This is a genomic window from Halorhabdus rudnickae (genome assembly GCF_900880625.1).
GTDB lineage: Archaea > Halobacteriota > Halobacteria > Halobacteriales > Haloarculaceae > Halorhabdus > Halorhabdus rudnickae.
On sequence record NZ_CAAHFB010000002.1, the window covers coordinates 76973 to 94979 of the forward strand.

Annotated in this window: 12 protein-coding genes and 2 pseudogenes; 7 read left to right on the top strand and 7 right to left on the bottom strand. The window is 51.9% G+C overall.

Going from position 1 to position 18007, the window contains the following annotated elements:
* The first annotated feature begins 58 nt into the window (after window positions 1-58).
* Window positions 59-1087 carry a Cdc6/Cdc18 family protein gene (locus BN2694_RS11770; protein ID WP_135665727.1) on the top strand — a complete coding sequence of 343 codons (1029 nt, stop codon included), beginning with the start codon at window positions 59-61 and terminating at the stop codon, window positions 1085-1087.
* 166 nt (window positions 1088-1253) lie between these two features.
* Here BN2694_RS11770 and BN2694_RS11775 read toward each other — a convergent pair.
* The 3 genes and pseudogenes from BN2694_RS11775 to BN2694_RS11785 all read right to left on the bottom strand — a co-directional run.
* Window positions 1254-1820: pseudogene (locus BN2694_RS11775) on the bottom strand (SOS response-associated peptidase); the annotation flags it as partial.
* A gap of 382 nt (window positions 1821-2202) precedes the next feature.
* Window positions 2203-3567 (bottom strand): hypothetical protein, encoded by a 1365-nt coding sequence (locus BN2694_RS11780; protein WP_135665729.1) that lies wholly within the window; start codon window positions 3565-3567, stop codon window positions 2203-2205.
* Entirely contained in the window at window positions 3567-6932 is a 3366-nt protein-coding gene (locus BN2694_RS11785) for an Eco57I restriction-modification methylase domain-containing protein (RefSeq protein WP_135665731.1), read from the bottom strand. The genes BN2694_RS11780 and BN2694_RS11785 overlap by 1 nt, the downstream gene beginning before the upstream one ends.
* Window positions 6933-7836: 904 nt before the next feature.
* Between BN2694_RS11785 and BN2694_RS11790 the strand changes: the two are divergent.
* Window positions 7837-8542: pseudogene (locus BN2694_RS11790) on the top strand (hypothetical protein); the annotation flags it as partial.
* Between the two features lie 141 nt (window positions 8543-8683).
* Here the strand turns inward: BN2694_RS11790 and BN2694_RS11795 are convergent.
* Together BN2694_RS11795 and BN2694_RS11800 are read right to left on the bottom strand one after the other, a co-directional pair.
* Window positions 8684-9166 carry a hypothetical protein gene (locus BN2694_RS11795; protein ID WP_135665734.1) on the bottom strand — a complete coding sequence of 161 codons (483 nt, stop codon included), beginning with the start codon at window positions 9164-9166 and terminating at the stop codon, window positions 8684-8686.
* 3 nt (window positions 9167-9169) lie between these two features.
* Window positions 9170-9760, bottom strand: coding sequence for a DUF7342 family protein (locus BN2694_RS11800; RefSeq protein ID WP_135665736.1), 591 nt, complete (start codon window positions 9758-9760; stop codon window positions 9170-9172).
* Between the two features lie 403 nt (window positions 9761-10163).
* On the opposite strand from BN2694_RS11800, the gene BN2694_RS11810 reads away from it, so the two are divergent.
* Window positions 10164-12245, top strand: a complete 2082-nt coding sequence (locus BN2694_RS11810) for a RecQ family ATP-dependent DNA helicase (RefSeq protein ID WP_210408968.1) — start codon at window positions 10164-10166, stop codon at window positions 12243-12245.
* A gap of 107 nt (window positions 12246-12352) precedes the next feature.
* Here BN2694_RS11810 and BN2694_RS18155 read toward each other — a convergent pair whose 3' ends face one another.
* Complete coding sequence (locus BN2694_RS18155; RefSeq protein ID WP_449272219.1) at window positions 12353-12574, bottom strand: DUF7509 family protein; 222 nt, start codon at window positions 12572-12574, stop codon at window positions 12353-12355.
* Here BN2694_RS18155 and BN2694_RS18250 point away from each other — a divergent pair.
* Both BN2694_RS18250 and BN2694_RS11820 read left to right on the top strand, forming a co-directional pair.
* Window positions 12476-12886, top strand: a complete 411-nt coding sequence (locus tag BN2694_RS18250; RefSeq protein ID WP_449272220.1) for a transcriptional regulator FilR1 domain-containing protein — start codon at window positions 12476-12478, stop codon at window positions 12884-12886. The two genes, BN2694_RS18155 and BN2694_RS18250, sit on opposite strands and share 99 nt — an antisense overlap.
* Window positions 12887-13497: 611 nt before the next feature.
* The gene (locus BN2694_RS11820; protein WP_135665854.1) at window positions 13498-14787 is read left to right on the top strand and encodes an orc1/cdc6 family replication initiation protein; all 1290 of its coding nucleotides are present in this window, start codon (window positions 13498-13500) and stop codon (window positions 14785-14787) included.
* Window positions 14788-16158: 1371 nt separating this feature from the next.
* Here BN2694_RS11820 and BN2694_RS11825 read toward each other — a convergent pair.
* Complete coding sequence (locus tag BN2694_RS11825) at window positions 16159-16482, bottom strand: hypothetical protein (RefSeq protein WP_135665738.1); 324 nt, start codon at window positions 16480-16482, stop codon at window positions 16159-16161.
* Window positions 16483-16642: 160 nt separating this feature from the next.
* Between BN2694_RS11825 and BN2694_RS11830 the strand changes: the two genes are divergently transcribed.
* Together BN2694_RS11830 and BN2694_RS11835 are read left to right on the top strand one after the other, a co-directional pair.
* Window positions 16643-17314, top strand: a complete 672-nt coding sequence (locus BN2694_RS11830; RefSeq protein ID WP_135665740.1) for a helix-turn-helix domain-containing protein — start codon at window positions 16643-16645, stop codon at window positions 17312-17314.
* Window positions 17311-18006, top strand: coding sequence for a hypothetical protein (locus BN2694_RS11835; protein WP_135665742.1), 696 nt, complete (start codon window positions 17311-17313; stop codon window positions 18004-18006). The genes BN2694_RS11830 and BN2694_RS11835 overlap by 4 nt, the downstream gene beginning before the upstream one ends.
* The last annotated feature ends 1 nt before the right edge of the window (window position 18007 follow it).

Consider the following 18007-nt stretch of genomic DNA (forward strand, 5'->3'; position numbering starts at 1 on the left):
CGGAAGCAACCCGGTCACGTTTTTAGTACTAGCCAGAAAACCAGTCTATCAAGTAAAGATGATCCGCGATGCTCGCGTCCTCCGTGCCGGGTTCGTCCCTCGTGAAGTCGAGCATCGCGACGCCGAAGTCAATCACCTATCCAGTATTCTTGAACCGATTACGAACGGGGAACCCGCCGAGACGGCTATCGTCACTGGGCCCAGCGGCACTGGCAAGATATGTATCTCGAAATTTGTCACCGAACGCATGCGTGAAGAGGTCCTCGACGTTGAGACCTCCTACGTCAACTGCTGGCGCAACTACAACCGATTCCGGGCGCTCTACCAGATTCTCGACGATCTCGGCGCAACCATCGACATCCACCGGCAGTCGACACCCCACGACGAACTCGTCGAACGCCTCCAAAAATACGACGGCCCGCGAACAGTCATCATCCTCGATGAGGTGGACCAGCTTGAAGATCCAAGCGTCATTTACGACCTCCACAGCCTGCCTCAGTTTGCGATTATCTGTATCGCGAACAAAGAAGAAGAGCTGTTCAGCCGCGTCGACGACCGTCTCGTGAGTCGACTCCGTTCAAGTGAACACGTCCGAATGGACAAGTACCACGACGATCAGTTGTTTGACATTCTTAGCGCCCGCGCCAAGTGGGGTCTCGATGAGGACATCATCACTGACGATCACCTCTATCGGATCGCCGATGCAGCCGCCGGCGACGCCCGCCTCGCTATCGGTATCCTCCGAACAGCGGCCAGCAAGGCCGATCGCGAGAACTGCGAGAGAATTACCGATAACATCCTCCAGAATGCCGCTGAAGACGCTCGAGCCCAAATCAAACAGAAGAGCCTCGATTCACTCACCCCACACCAGCAGGTCGTCTACGATATCGTACGCGATCACGGCCCGGTCGATCCAAGCGAGATTCATGAGCGTTATACCGAGGATGTCGACGACCCCCGGACAAAACGAACTGTCCGAACGTACCTTTCCAAGATGGTCCAATACAACCTCCTCGAGGCAGAAGGCACGAGTCGGGATCGAAAGTACCTGCTCGTCGATTCGGCAGCTGCGTCGCCGATGCAGTGACGACGTAAACCCGATAGCTACCCCGAACTGAAGTCACCGAGCCCTGATTGCTGGTGGTCCAGCGGCTCGATAACCGGTGGATTGTCGTTGGCAGGATTGTTGACCCGCTCGAGATCTCGTGGGCGTCCAAATCATTCCCGGGGTACGGCTGGCACAGGCCCTTTCGAGTGTCCGGGCCGCCGGAAAGCCACTGGGACTCGGCATCCCGTGACAGGACGACTGGCATCCGGTCGTGAATGGACTCCATCAGGTTGTTCGGGTCGTCGTCAAGATCGTCACGCACGAGATTGTCTCGTCGTTTCCCCCCCCCAAACGTCCAGAGCCCAGCCATCGTGAAGGCCAGATCATCTGTTCGGTAGATCCGATACGACTGTTTCGGCCCACCGTTCGGTGCTTTCCACTCAAGAGCCCTGAGGACCAGACAGGGGCGGGATTCCTACGCTTGCTCGAAGACGATTTTCTCGTCGGCGGTCTCGGAACGAGCGTTGATGATTCCCTCCTCGGGCTCGTCTGCCCAGAACGGAATCAGCCCCCAGTGGTAACGGTCGATCGCGTCGGGAGCTTCGTTCGTGATGATGTGTAAATCATCGCCGGGTGCGACATTGGATCGCTGTGTATACACTCCGTCCGCGACGAGCACAGCATCGAAGCGAGCCTTGAGGGCGGCTTGGTCGATGAAGAGAGAGTTTCGGCCACACATACGGAAGTGTTGGTTGGGTATTATTTTCAACATGGTCGCGTAGAAGCGTGATTGCCGACGGTGAATGTCATAGGTATTATTAATCACTGGTAGACCAAGTTTGTTGGTTGACGTAGTCAGTATAAATATCACACAATAACGTGATACAACGGTTCTACCTCAATCAAAGCAGGGTACAACGACACGTGATCGGTAATCAAAATCTTCTCTTCACGAGGACTCTTCTTGAAGAACTTCTCGAACTACGTACTTCGCTGGAAGATTGTGGGATCAAGTATACGTAGAATGTGTTTGATTATTATCACCAAGGGCAACCATCCCAACGAGCGTATTCTACTCTTTGAGGACCTTAGCGTGCAACTGTAACCGAGTGAAACCCACACCAGAGGCTGAACAGTGGGAGAAGATGTTCCAGTTAGAACTGCTTCAATTGTTCAACATCAGTGAACGACGCTCGATCCTTACGCCACCGTCGGGCACCATCTAGCTCTGCCAGCGATTCCTTCGATTGATCGATATTCTCTTTATAATCTTCTCGGCATTGCTGTAAACTATCGCTATTATCGAGACCGTGATTCAATACTCCACGAATTTCAGGTCTGGTGTATTCCCTCTGGAGGTCAAGAAGCTCATCAAGGGATCGATACAACATGTGCCGAAGTAGAAGTACATCACGCTCGTAAACAGGCGACTCAATCCCGCTATGCACGATATCGTTTCGCTTTTCAGCTAAGTCTTCGATGACATATTGCAAGATAGCGATGGGGAGGTAATCATGAACGAGTGGAAGACACCGTTCAAGAGCATTTTTTGAACTGTCACCTCGATCGTGGAATGTAATCTCTTCAAGACCACGCCAGAAGTAGAGGAACGCGCTCTCGTTGTGAGTTGCTGTCAGGCCAGCATGAAGTGCTCGAAACCCCCGACTCAGTTCTCTATCACAGGGGCCAGTATCACCGGCTAATGGAAACCGACGAATTCTCTCAAAATCGGTTTTGAAACCTCGGGGGAGGCGGAAACCAGTTCGCTTTAGCTCTCTATTCGGTGTCTTAAACGAGTCATACTCCCCTTCCTGACAAATCAAAAATATCTGTGGACGGTTGATGACGTTTTGACGGGTGCGATCAACGGACCGTAATTCATCCATCGAAGTTTCCTCCAGCACCCAATCAAAGGCTGTGAAATTGAGTTTCCCGAGTATAATATCAAGATCTGCTTGGAGTGATGAATAAGCCACTTCCGACTCTTGCGACTCTATCTCAAAGAGATAGAACGTATACTCACGTTGAGATAGTCGTATCTCTGTACTATTTTGCAGAAGATCCGGAATATCTTTGGTAGCTGTTTGCTGGTTTACCGCCGCTTGAGCGTCCTCAATAACGCTTTCCCAGTCGTCAGACTCAATTTTTCGAATGGTGGTTTCATTAGCTTCGATTGTCGCTGGTGGTGACGCATTTCGTCCACTCCGGATATTAAGTGGAAAATATATTTTATATAGAGATTCCTCACCAGCTTTCGATAATTTGCCAAACTCCCGCTCGAAAGCAGTGAAGACATCTGACTCTCCTTGAGCGCGGCTGAGCGCTTGATCGACAAGACCAGAAATATGACCTTCCTCAAGATCGGTCAAACTTCCGTTGGACTGTTTTTGTGCACAGATCCGACGAACAAGGAGGGCGTATTCGTCGGTCCCCGTACTAACTACTGGTTCGTCGTCTGATGGTAGTAACTCAATTGCACGTGCCACATAGTCTGATAACCCCGGTTCGTCGTCTGCCATTAGAATTTACCCCGCTGCTGGCTGAATACTCGGACGACACGCTCGAAATACGATTCATCGAGAACCCGGGGAGAGCGAACTCTAGGGAGAGAATCGAGCATGGACCAAACAACGTCTCGATCTTCGAAGCCGTATGCAAGAAACACCGCTGCATCTATCTCTGCTTGAGCTGCCGCCCGTTTTTCAACGTCTCGAATAGGATTGATGTTTAATTCTTTTTGAAGTAAATTAAAACTGTCTCCGTAACAGGTTAGCCGCGCTGCGAGCGCCCATATAGTTTCACCCAGATCACTGACTGGCGAGAGACGGGGTGCCTGGGATTCATTGATTAAATAGTCTGATAGATGTGTCGAGATTTTCGATCGCATCAAATAGTCGAATGGCGTGCTATTGAGGATGCCAAGAAGGCAAAATATCTCTTGAGGGGTATAGCGCGGTTCGAAGAGATTATCCGGTGAATGTGTGGTGTTTGCCGGATCGGTAGTTTTCCAACTGAATGGATGAATCGTGTGAATTGTGTTTACAGTGAGGACATCCGGAGGGATGACAGTTGCAATAACGGCGCGCTCGTTAGATAGTCCGGCGATGTCACGGTAGGCAATTCGGTATTCCTCATATGGCATCGGAACTTCAGAACGCGGTATTGTTTCACCGTTCTCGAAGTGTAGGCTATGATCGTCAATTTCGATTGGACGGTCTCCTGTCAGATTCCGGAGTTCACGCTTCCGGATGACGTGTTTGGCACTTTGGTCGCCAGCAGATTCATCAAGCCCCCAGTAGCTCGGCGGAGCTACATCATAATAGGTGGAGTCATGCGTGTACTGGTAAATATTTCGGCCACGATAGATTGGGTAGTCGCCTGGCTCATCAAAGAGGGTATTTGCCTGGCGCGTTTGGTGGAGGCCTCGCGAGGGCGCGATCTGCCACCCATCTTCATCATCCAAATGATTGTGGCCTACAAGCGTCTCGAGCGCTCTTACATCGTCTTCATTTTCAACGGGAGGGAAGGCAAGAATAGAGCGTGAATACGATTCGAGGAGACTTCGGGTAAGAACTGGCAGCTCCGTTTCGGTCCTGGTAAGTAGGTCCAGTGATGTTAGGCGGAATTGGGCGTGTAGCTCATTTGTTGGCCCAGTATTTCGAAATTCGAGGATACCAAACTCATATCGACGGTCAAAGTCTTCGAAGATTCCATGATTTTCGAAGCCCAGAATCCGATGGAGATCGGTCTCTTCCAGAATTTTTCGGCGGAGTGTTTCATGCTTAGACCCTCGGAACAGGACCCCAGGCGCTAAGATAGAGACCATCGCCTGTGGAGTAGCAATCTTCATTGCACGTTCGATGAACAGTTCGCTCAGATTGGGATCCGCATGAGTTGCGGTCTGATAGTGCTTGGTTAGGTATGCACACTGAATTTCGAAAAGCCCACCGTTCGACGATTCATGTTTTTCGTAGTTAGTGCGACGTTCGCTGGGGCCACTCTTTGATGAAGTTTTTTCTTTCTGGCTTCTCAGAGTGCCCCAAGGCGGATTGGTGATGACGGCGTCAAACCCACCATCCAGCATGATATTGGGGAACTCAACCATCCAATGAAACGGTGAAAGTTCATCAATGATATGATCCACTTGAGAGTCCGCTGTAATCGTTCTGTCAAGACTCTCTAACCCTTCAAATTGAGTCAATGTGAGTTGGCGACTCAGTGTTTCAGTCTGCTCAGAAATATTTTCCTTCAGGTCTGAAATATCGTCTCGTGACGATTGGCGATATTCCTGAATCAGATCCCGATAATTATTGGTAATATGGTCGAAGTCTTCGCGTGATTGTTGATCCTTAACAGTATCCGGATGGGATCGTTGACTGAGCCCGATCAGACTGTTGCCAGTGAAGAAATTACGTTCCGTATGATATTCGAGTGCTTGCAGCCCCTCAATTCGGCCGCCACGTGGATTCTCGAACGTCGAAAGGAGAAGGCGAAACCGTGTCAACTCGATCGCTTCCGGATTTAGATCTACTCCGTACAAATTGTGTTGCGCTGCTAGAAGCCGGGTCTGGTAACTCTCCGCACCTGAACGCTCCATTAACGGCGTATTTTCAAGCAGACTCCTCTGATCAGGATCTAGGTGCTCCAGGCACTCTGTGTAAATGTCTGCAAGAAATTCTTGCGCCCTGCTTATAAATGAGCCGCTGCCAACCGCAGGATCGACCACCCGAAAATTTGGGAGCACCTCGTTCCAAAGACAATCTATAGCGTCTAGCGCTGGCTCCCCTGTGGATGTACTTGCGTCTGTCCCAAACACCGCACTAAGTGACTCAAAGTCAGCATCAACCTCATCATTTAGGGCATTCAGTAGCGATTTCCTTAGCGTTCGTGTAACCAGAGAATTCTGAAGCTGGTCTGGAGTATGATACGCCGCTGTATGCTGCTTATTAATATACCGTTCCAGCGCATGCCCTACCACCCGTGGCGTCACTTTAGTCGTATGCTGAATATCATACGGCCCGCCAAGTTCCCAATCAAAGTCTCGCAGCAGCCCAACAATATTCCATAGTAACTCGTTGGCATTGGACTCTGAAGAAGGCGGGGAAACCCGATTGTCTGCTTCGGCCTTCGTTTTCTCGAACAAGAAACTTTGTAAATACGGACCTAGGTCCCTCGCCACCTTATTGGACGGCTCCCCTGCGAAGAGCGGCGCGTAGATTTCTTCGTAGGCATGTGTTCCCTTCAAACTCGCCTGACCCTGTTGCTTTTCTAAAAACGAGTCAGGCAACACCTCTGCTTCTTGTAGAAGATAGAGATATAAGAATCGATTAACCAGACGCTGTGCGTATCGCTGCCGAGTTTCAGAATCGACATCTGGGTTCGCTTGAATGGCCTCCACGACGGTATTGACCATCTCCTCGTAGCGGGTCGTGACCCTCTCGATAAGCGGCTCATCATCAAAGAGAGTTGGCAGCGAGCTTGGATCATAACCATCGATTTGATTTAAACGTTCTACTACTCTGCGTACTTCACCCGTCTCTGGTTTGATGTCTGCTCTATTGAAGCCAAAATGAACGATTAGTGGCTTTCCAAGCCCAGTCTCAGTTGGATGTCGAGCGTACAAATCAAATTGCGTCCAGTCTCGGGCCACTGCAATCACGAGCTCGTGTCGATCTGTGAATCGATCTAATGATAACCCGACTTCAGGTGATTCACCCTCCGGTACGGTCTTCAGCAATACCGAGGATCCAGTCTGAAACGCCAGTTCGATCTCGTCGTCTGATTGTTCGCATTTTTCGAGCCCGCGACCGACGAGTGAGTCTGCAATAGCACTGAGAGAGTTCCAAGAGCGAACATCCGCAGCGGAGATCTGTTGCGTAACCACGATACCCTAACCCTCATCCTCCACTGGTATCAAAATTCGGGCAGCATCTCAGAGACCAGTTTCCCGCGCTAGAATTATTATGACCGGGTGTTGATTGAGATATTCACTTGGTTGGTCCCGAAATTAAAACCCAATGAGAAGTCTGGCGAACTGATCGAGTCGGTTGTCTAGCTGATCCCCATCGTAGATCGTCGCTTCCCGTTCGTAATATACGGCGAGTTCTGAGGCATCAGCCGATAGATTCTCTGTCTGAGTGTCAATGACAACCATGAGAGAACAGATTGGGGCGGGGATTCTCGAATCTGTTCGACGACATCGTCGACGCCACCGGATTATCTCCTTGACGGCGAAGAACCAGATTGGGATCGACTCAAACAGTACAATAGCGACGATGTCACCACGCTGAGAACCATCGTCGACCACATCAAATCCTAGGTCGGTATGACGATTTGCGGAGACAGACTCTGTGAACTTGTACTGGAGTACAGCGATATCATATATGAGAGCCTGCTCTGGGTCAACTCTTGGGATGTTCAGAGGCCGTCAACAGCAGAGTCGTGTGGAGGCGACATCAGCGGTTGATCATAGTGTATTAACCAACAAATTACCTCAACTCTCCCAGTTCGTTGGTTAAACCTGAGGTTGCTGACCGATTTCGACTCTGGAAATGTTCTCGGAAACAGTCGAACAATGCCAGAAATTCCGCGATTGAGTCCGATTCTATATTTTGTCCAACCCTTCTCTGAAACGCGGAAGCACCACGCTGCGGCTTATCGGGGTTGTGGACATTTAGTCAAGTATGGGAGAACACATACCGTCGAACCGACTGGCGGTGGACCAGCCGACACGGGGCGCTGACCGCAATCGGACCCTTGCTGACCAGGCCGATCCGGCTACGGACGAGATGTTGTTGCCGTCACTCAGCGACGGCATCACGCTGCTCGACGTCGAGGGAGGCCGCGGCGTGCCGATCCTACAGTCGCTTGTGCTCGACCACCTCCTCCTCAACGACGGGCCCGCCTTTTGGGTTGACGCAAACGGGCACGCGACGACGACGACACTCGCCCAGATCGCGCCCAGTCAACGGTTGCTCAACCGAATCCACGTGGCACGCGGATTTACCGCCTACCAGCACTACGGCGCCGTCTGTGATCTCCCGACGGCAGTGAACAAGTCGATCCAGATATCCACCACCGACGCCGGGGCGGCCGGTCGAGGAGAACCGAGTCGTGACGAGGACACGTCGCCCCACACACCCGCCCTCATCGTCGCGCCGGCCATCGACGTCCAGTACCGCGCCGACGATACCCTCGGCGAATCCCACGCGAAAACCCTCCAGGCCCGAACTCTCGCCCGGTTGGCGACCTACGGTGATGGGTACGACATCCCGGTGCTCGTTACTCGAAACGAACGAAACGAATTCACCGAGCCAGTTGCGACGGTCGCCGACCACCACCTGGAGTGCGAGCAAACTCGGATGGGCCACAGGTCGTCGGCAAGGACTTCGAGACGGTCATCTATCACGTCGACGACGGCGAATACTACCAGACTACGTTCGCGTACTGGCGGCAGCTGCTCGCGACGCTAGCACGGAGGTCGGCGTGGAACCTCTATACCTTGCACGGCGTTCTTAACGGATAGCAGACACTCAGCGGGATGATCGGTAAGAGAGTGTCCTGTACTTAGCGTCTTCTCCCAGAATCTGTATTAGTTGAGGATTCAATAGAGCCGAAAAGGACTCATTATAGTATCTACGGTGGGTTACGGCCTTTGTTGAGCGGTTCATACAAGTCCGTGTGATAGGCAACGCGCCAGAGTTTGAGAACGGCGCGAGTGACCAATTCTTCTGGGGACTGTGTAATACAGGACTCTTCGACTTCGTCTGGATCTGAACTCGCATTGGGTGGTGGATGATAGTGTTCAAATCCGGAAACATGAATATAGTCTCCGCTGTGTGGGTGCTTGCCCCATCGGAAGTTCACCCCTTCCGTGTCCGTGTAGTAGAACTTGTAATCATCTCGTGTCGTCCACTGGATGTCAAGTCGAGCTTCGTCGGCCGCACACAGCCCGTCGTCAAGCGTGACTTCAAGGACGGATGGATGTAAGTAATCGTCCAGTTCGGCTGTCGCAAGCGGTTCCATTTCCTCGACGACATCGCGAATCGTCAGTAGCGCCGGCCGATCCGTAGCCCCACGGAGAGTATGCGTTTCCGCTTGGTCAAAAGTATCCTGCATTGCTCAGACAGGGACGCTGTCGTCAGTCGAGCGACGGTCGCTATCGACGAACTGCTCGGCGTTGCCGATCGAGAGGGCAGCGTTCGCGAACGCGAGGTTTCGTCGGAGCGTCTTCCACTCACGAATCGTCTCTGGGTCGATCTTGTCCTGTGGAGATCCGGATTTTGAGAGAGCCTGATTCGTCTGGTTAACGGCTAAATCTTCAGGAGAGTCGACACCGAATTCAGCCTGATACTTAGTGAGTTGCTCACGCATCTCCTGGATTCGCGTGACAAGTTCGTCCGTCGAGACGTGCTCGAGGATGTCGGCAGCCTGTTCGACGACGAGTGATTCGGGCGAGCGGCGATAGAGCGTGCCGCCCTGCTCGCCGGGTGTCGTCTCGACAAATCCCTCATCCGCGAGTGTGTTTAAGTGCTTTCGAGCGGTCTTCGGAGTGGTCCGTGCATCGTCAGCTACTGTATCAGCTGAGACAGGGCTGTACGTATGTGCAATGACGTGTCGAATGCGCTCATAGGGCGTCGTTTCAGATTCCCATTCCTCTCCGACCGCTTCGTTGATGTCTGCAAACTCCTCTGGCGGACTTCGGTCGTTCATGTGGAAACGCACGGTTCAAAGTAATATAGTTCTTTGGCTTGGTTCTATATTCCTTCTAACCGAGCAATCGTTCTTCAAACAGTACGATAACCCGTGTGTGATCGGTGAGCGCGATGACTCGGTCGTCGAGGAGGCCGGGAAATCCGTCTATTACAGCGTGTATCCGACGACGGATCCGATCGGTCCCGGACTGGTCGGTGAGGTAGACAATTCGCTTGGTCGCTGCCCCGATATCAAGTCACACGAAGTACTCACTGACGATGATCCAGGCACAGCCCCGTTGGTCGGCGGTTCGCATCACGGTCGCGAGCTTCGGAAACTCCCCTGCAACCCAGCTATAGCGATTGAATTAGTTGGTACTCAATCGCAGAACAATTATTATTCTGGTGGATAGAGGAGTGGTGTGAAGGCGTCTTCTAGCCAAGTGTCAAAAGAGAAGGCACAACATCTCCTCAAGCGTAGTATCGGACCTGACGCTGAATTCCGTCCCCAACAGTGGGAAGCGATAGATGGGCTTGTAAATGAGAGGGAACGGCTGTTGCTGGTTCAGCGGACTGGGTGGGGAAAAAGTACGGTCTACTTCATCGCGACAAAACTCCTGAGAGATCAAGGTGAAGGGCCGACACTCATCATCAGTCCGTTGCTGGCGTTGATGCACAACCAGATACAGGATGCGGAGGAGCAGCTTGGGCTGGAGGCTTGGACGATTAACTCTAACAATACGGAAGAGTGGGAAGAAGCCAAACAGAGCGTTATTGACGGGACCTGTGACGTCCTATTGATTTCTCCGGAGCGACTGGCAAATCAGGAGTTTCAGGATGATGTTTTGCTCGAGATGGAAGACAAATTTGGTCTTCTCGTCGTCGACGAAGCGCATTGTATCTCCGATTGGGGACACGACTTTCGACCGGACTATCGGCGGATCAAACGAATTCTCCAAGAGCTTCCTCAGCGCATTCCTGTCGCTGCGACGACCGCTACGGCGAACGACCGCGTTATTGAGGACGTGACCCAACAAGTCCCAAATCTCCGTGTTATTCGCGGCAATCTCGTTAGAGAGTCACTTCGCATTCAGACTACCCAAATCGGGTCGAGAGCCGAACGCCTGGCATGGCTAGCGGAAAACATTCAGGAAGTGCCGTCAGCGGGGATTATCTACTGCTTGACTACGGACGAGGTTGAAATTGTAGCTGATTGGCTCACCAAGCAAGGACTCAATATCAAGCCGTATCACGGCGGGAGAGAAGGTGATCGGCGACGTGAACTCGAGGACCAACTTATGGCGAACGACGTTGATGCGCTGGTAGCAACCAATGCACTCGGGATGGGATTCAACAAACCGGATCTTGGATGGGTAATACACTTTCAGCGCCCACCAAACCTCATCAGGTACTATCAGGAGATCGGGCGCGCCGGACGAGGGCTCGATGAGGCGTTCGCGATTTTGCTTTCAGGAGAGGAGGATGACGACATAGCGGAATACTTCATCGAACAAGCGTTTCCCACGCCAAGTGAGTTCGACGCTGTCCTCAAAACGATTGAGGAGAGCGACGAGCCACTGTACAAGTACGAGATTCTGAAGCGTGTAGATGTCTCATGGAAAGCAGCTACGAAGTGTTTGAATATCCTGCGAGTCGAGAACGCAGTGATTCGGGTCGATGATGGATTCGAACGAACAGCTAAAGATTGGAGTTATGATCATGAACGATTCGAGTCAATCACTGAGCAGCGGTGGGAGGAATTAGCACAGATTCAGGAGTTCGTCGAGACCGATACGTGCTTGACGAAATTCATCGACGATGTTCTAGACGGGACTCTAGAATCGCCCTGCGGCCAATGTGCTAATTGTACTGATGACTTTCTTCCGTCCACCGTTCGAAATGAGAATCTCGTTCAAGCGGCTGTTGAGCACTATCGCGCCGAATCGTGGGACGAAATATCGGCACGCTACTTCATGCCCGAACGGGACGGTGGCAAATCGAAAATTTCTGAATCCCGAAAACCAGAAGACGGTCGCGTCCTCTCTGTGTACGGAGATCCTGGTCTCGGTAAACTGGTACAGGAACAGAAAGACAACGAGGATGGGTATAGCGACCAGTTGGTTGATACGGCTGTTGAGCACATTAAGAAGGACTGGGGACCGGACCCTGAGCCAATCTGGGTGACCGCTGTACCCTCGTACTCTGGAAACGACCAAGTCGCCGACCTAGCAGAGCGGATTGCAGACGGATTAGATCTCGCGTATGAGAATCCGCTTCGGAAGACCGAAGAAACTAGACCTCAGCATGAGTTATCGAACTCATACCAGAAACGGTGGAATATCGAGGACGTCTTCGAAACCACGGAGTCCGTTCGCCAAGAACCGGTCCTGCTAGTTGACGATACAGTCAACTCTCGTTGGACGCTTACAGAAGCGGGAATGACACTTCGAGATGCGGACAGTGGAACAGTCTACCCATTTGCACTTGCCAAGCGTACAAGATAGCAATTTGCGGATCTCATCTTGAAGCAATATGTGAACTAAATTCGCCACTTTACTATCAAGACCACCAAGATTACTGAATACTATATTCCAGGATTTGCTCAGGATGGTCAGTCCCGACGTTCGAGCGGCCCGTAAAGCTCTGCGCTCTGAATGTGGGTACAGAACTGTACGCAGAGACGACAACAATCTGCGGCATCGTTGAACGCCCGGACACTGGCGTCCCAGCGTGTGTGAACGGCACCGAGCACCGCACTCCGAACCGACAGTTGAGTCGCGACCATTGGACGTACCGAGTCATTGGGGCGATTCGAAGTTCTGCACTCGATCAAGCGTATCGCCCAGTGATATGGAACACTTCTACTGTTACCGTCGTGTTCACTGACGATGCCCTCTTCCAGCTCCATAGAGACGATTATTGCGTGTACCTCGAAGATGGCTTCATCAAGAATAACGCACGGCTACTGTTCGTCCCCGAATCGATAGCGCTTCAACTTGCAATAAATGACGATTCGCGAGTTATCATTGCTCCGTCTCCCTCAACCGGAGCAACAGTAGCCAAGTCTACAGCTCTCGAATCATCCAACTTTCATATCATCAAATGGGCGGTAGAGTTGTTCAACGAATATATCAAATTTTCTTGACCTCCTTTCGCGTATTTCAGGAACACACAGCAAGCGTCATCGGAGGAGAACAAAGTTACGAACCTCAATTTCGATCCGGTCTGCTCTGCCTATAGATATACAGGCAGGGGTCGATTTTTACACTTCGACGGCAGGGGGTGGTATGTGCGAAAAATTCCAGGCAACAAATTCGAGAGATGGGTGAGTTACACATCGATGACGGGGAGTGTTACTGATAGATAGTTTGAATTATTTAGCCATGGGATAATCTACATTGGACCGAGTCAGACGCTGTTACACATCGAACACGGGGAGCGGATCAATATCAATGTACTTCGTTACCGGTTCAAATCCAATAGATGCGAGAGTGTCGAAATATGGGCGTTAAGCCAAATAAAGCGGAGTGATATACATCGATTTGGGTTAACCTTTTAACACCTCCGTCACACAGGAAACGTATGGCCGGCAGCAATCAGGGGGGGACGGATCAATCTACGATGGAAGGTGAAGCAGCACAATCAGAGACTGAAAACAATCCCGACGTCACCCAAGATAATACCGCTACCGACGGTGCGTCACTTGATCTTTCTGAAGACGACTCTACCGAGAGTACACAGCAGTCGATTCGGGATATGCTCAACGAGGACGGCGACGGGTCAGTGTTCGTTAACCGCGATCTCGTCGAGCCCGACACGATCATCGACGAAGAGCGGATCGTTGGTCGCGATGACCAACTCGAATCGGTCGTGTCATTCTTGAGGCCGACACTGCAAGGAAATCGGCCGCCGAATATGCTCCTCTATGGCCCTGCCGGAACTGGAAAGTCGCTCATCATCGGCGCCGTGACACAGCAGATCATCGAACTCTGCAAATCGAACGGCGAGAGCTTCGGTGTCGTCGACATCAACTGCCAACCGATCAACACCCTCGACCAGGCGGTCTACGAGCTCGTCCAGACAGTCGCGCAAGACGTCGATACGGAAGTGGGCGTACCTGAAACAGGCGTATCAACTAAACGCAAATACCGACGTCTCTACGAACTCATCAACGACCACTATGATTCGGTTATCTTCATCCTCGACGAGATCGACCTGCTGGTCGGGCGACGCGCCAACGACGAGCCCGCATACTCGAAGTTGCTTTACCAGCTCTCGCGAGCCAGCAACACGAACGAGATCGAAGGTCGTGTCTCTGTCGCGGCGCTGACGAATGATCCGAAGTTCATGGAGGACATCGACGGCCGAGCCGAGAGTTCGTTCAACCCACGAGACGTCTACTTCCCGGACTACGATGCCAACCAGCTGCGAGAGATACTCCAAAATCGTCGCGATGCCTTCCAACCGAATGCACTCTCTGATGACGTAATCCCACTCGTCGCTGCCTTCGCAGCGCAGAGCCACGGTGATGCTCGAAAGGCCATTGACCTGTTCCGTGGCGCCGGCGATTTAGCTGACGAGCGTGGTGACAACAATGTCGAAGAACACCACGTCCGAGAGTCCCAAGAGGAGATCGACAAAGACCGATCGCTCAAACTCGTCGAGGGGCTAACAACTCAGAAGAAGATCTCACTGTATGCTACTGCCGCCGTTGCCCATTATTCGAAGCACTCAGGAAGCTCTGTTCCGAGTCCTGTCGGTTTCAAAGTGTATCAGTGGGTAACTGACGAGCTTGACGCGGACCAAATGACTCGTGAGACATACGTCAAGTACGTCAAAGAGCTTTCCACGTACGGATTGATTTCGACATCGAGGAAGAGTCGAGGGCGTGGTGGTGGAATGTACATGGAATTCACCTTCACGGGAGATCCCACAGGCATCATGAAGCGGATCACGGAGGACATTCGTTTGGAGAGCATTTCTGAGCAGAAAGAACTTCTTCGAACGGTGGTCAACGCACAGCTGAAGGAATTCCACCAAGATTGAGATCAGTAATTCTTGCAAGGTAGAATGGAGACACGCCCCGTCGTCGATGTGTAAGTTTCTAACCTCTCCCCCCGTCATCGAAGTGTAAATGATGAAGATGAGGTGGCTGGTTTGACGAAATTAAGTAATGGTACTCCCCCAATAGTGAACGCGGAGTTCAATACAACAATGAGTACAAGGGTAAGATCGTATCCATTGCGTGTAGCGGTTAACTTCGTCCAAACGAAATGAGCTGCAGTGAATTCCTAAGTCCATGATCAAACACCCTCCCCCCGCCATCGATGTGTAAATCATCGATAGAGCATAGGTAGAGACGATCGAGCGAATGATTCTAATCAGGGAGAGAAGGTCCAACAACAGTAATATCAAGAGAAGATGGACATAGAGAAGCGGTCTACAATGACGATCGATCTCGTTCAATCAAGTTGAGTGGTGCTTAGATTGATAGTTACTCTAGATCTAGTACGGTTACTGTTCTAACTAGGCCTACATAAAACTTCGTCAGACTAGAGCTATAATTCCTATAGAAGTTATTCTTTGGGTATTGAGACTTCTCACCTGTCTTTACGGCTGTTCCGACTATCCATCCACGCTTTCGTTTTCTATACCCCTTCACTTCTTACGGTTTTACACATCGATGACGGGGGGAGAGGGTCCCCTCTGATCTGAATGGAATTCTCTTCATTTCAGGTTTACAGGGGCGATATATTCGTTCTTTCTGGGGTCTCCGTCACCCCACTGGAGTAATAATAGCGATACCCAGGCTTCCTCTCTTTCACTGTTAATCTAGGTCCCACTTGCAGGAGTAACGTCGTAATCCTCGGGATCCGTTGAGATCTCGCGTTCTTCCAGTTCCTCAAGTTCCTCCGCAATAACTTCCTCTTCAGCGCGTCGACGCTAGAGTTCATAAGCGTCCTGATCGAAGCATCACTGGATCGATCGATCCGTAGCTCTAACAACGATGGCAGCTCGATCATCCGCTGTGAGGTGTACCAGCAGTTCGCTGGTGATCTTCCTACAGAGACTCCACTTGACCGAGATCTGAACTATCAAGGCTTGTTTGGCGTATCTATAGGTTGTTTACACTCTCATACCTCCCGTCCGACCAATTCGCTCATTCGAACTCACGGAGATGAGATGTCCGAATTCTTGAGCAAGGATTATCTTGGCAATCCCATCATTCACCGCACCCTTTCGTTTTCTCGGCTGTCTCACAGTCTTATACTCGAGTCCGTGCTTTTCCTGTTGGAAATGATAGTCCCCCTCCGGTAGTTACACTTCGATGACGGGGTGTGTGAACTGGGGTTCTTCCGAGTGCTTCAAAAATCGCACACGGGGTGTGGTGACCCCATAACCGGACGTATCGCCTTCTCAATCGTCCGGATTGACTGGTCCTTTATATTTGGAGGTCACCGTTTCTCCTTCCCGCCACTGCCAGTAGTAGTAGCGGTTGTCGTTGATCTCCTTGACCGTGATCGTGGCTTTCGCCGGGACGTCGTCCGGGAGGTCATCGGGCCGCTCGTCGATCTCGTCCCCATCCGACTCTTCCTCAATGCGGGCTTCGCGAGCTTTGTGCTCTGCCATCACCTCGGCATAGCGTGCGATCTGCTGGAGCCGGTCTGGAGAGTATTTGTTGAGTGTGTTGACGATATCTGTCGGGAGTTCCGCTGGCGGTGTCGGTGGCTCGAAGGACATCGGCTGACCCTGTGTTAACCAACACCTCGGCTACGCCATAGTTTTGTTGGTTAACACTCCCCTGCACGGACACAATTGGATATCTGTATACCAATAGCTCAACTCCCGAAATGCGGGACAAGACTAATATTGTTGTATGCGATACCGATAACTAGTGATGATGGAGTACGTCGATGAAACGGCGGCGAAAATCATGTTAGCGGTGCGACCGGGCGACTCGATTCGGCGGATCGCCCAGAAGATCGACGGCTCCTACTCGTGGGTTTACGACTGGATCGAACGGTTGGAAGAGGCGGGCCTCGTCCGACGTGACAACGGGGTCTATATCGAGGATTACACCATCCGAGATCGCTATCACGAGATGGTCGCGACCATCTCTCGATCGATACCTCCCTCAATCGATGAGGCCTACGTCATTCCTCATTTCGCTGGGATGCCATTCGCGTATACGAAGATCGATAGCGTCTACGTCTGGACGAATGGCGGCTATCAGATTGCTCGCGGTCACGACGACTATCCCATCTTCATTCAGGTCGCTGACCAAGATGTCGACCGATGGATGGCATTTTTCGATGAGTTCGGCGTCCCCTGTACGATCGAAGACCGGCCCGATCCGACCGACTATGACGCAACCGTCTCGTATGTCTTGTTTCCTACCACGAAACCGATCACTCGCGAGTGGGTCGACGGCAACCCGGTCATTGCGTTGGATGAAACGATCGATCACATGATGGAACACCGGGTGAACTACGAGCCGGCGTTGGAGATAATCGCTGACGAATACGACCGCGATATCGATGCGGTCCACGAAGACCCACGCTTGAAACCATGAGTCTTGGCGAACGCGAAGCCGAGTTGCTGGACACGTTAGAGGCAGTCGTCGACGCTGAGTTACCGTACGTCCTGGTCGGCGGCTGGGCGATCGCAGCGTTCAACCAACGGTTCACGACGGACGTTGACGTCGTCATTCCCGACCAGGCGATCGATGATTACAACGCTCTCCTCGCAAACCGCGGCTATAAGAAAACTGCCGACGTCGAACGGAATGATCTCTACGAGGGCCGTACTATCCGGTTCGAGAAAGATATTGGTAATCCCGTTCGATTCGACGCAATGGTCGATGCGTTGGGCTGTCGCCAGACGGAGGCCGAGTGGTCGTACCGCTATCTGGCAGAGCATTCAGTTACGGAGGACCTCCGAACAGGTCGCCCAATTTCAGCGAGGATTCCGGAGCGAGAATTGCTGTTCGCAGTGAAACTCCACAGTGGTCGCAAGGCGGACGCACGAGATTTGGTGGTGCTTGCTGCCAGCGCCGATTTCGACCGGATTGCGACCCATCTCCATCGCGGCGATCTGGAGAAACTTGCTGGCCGGATCGACACGGTCCTCGAACGACTCACTGCAGATGGATTCGAAGATGCGTTCAAAGGCGTCTTCGAACAACAGACTGTCCCAGAGCAAAATGTCGACACTGTCGTTGACTTCCTTCGCGACCAACGCCGTGATCTCGGCTCTTACTCGTAAG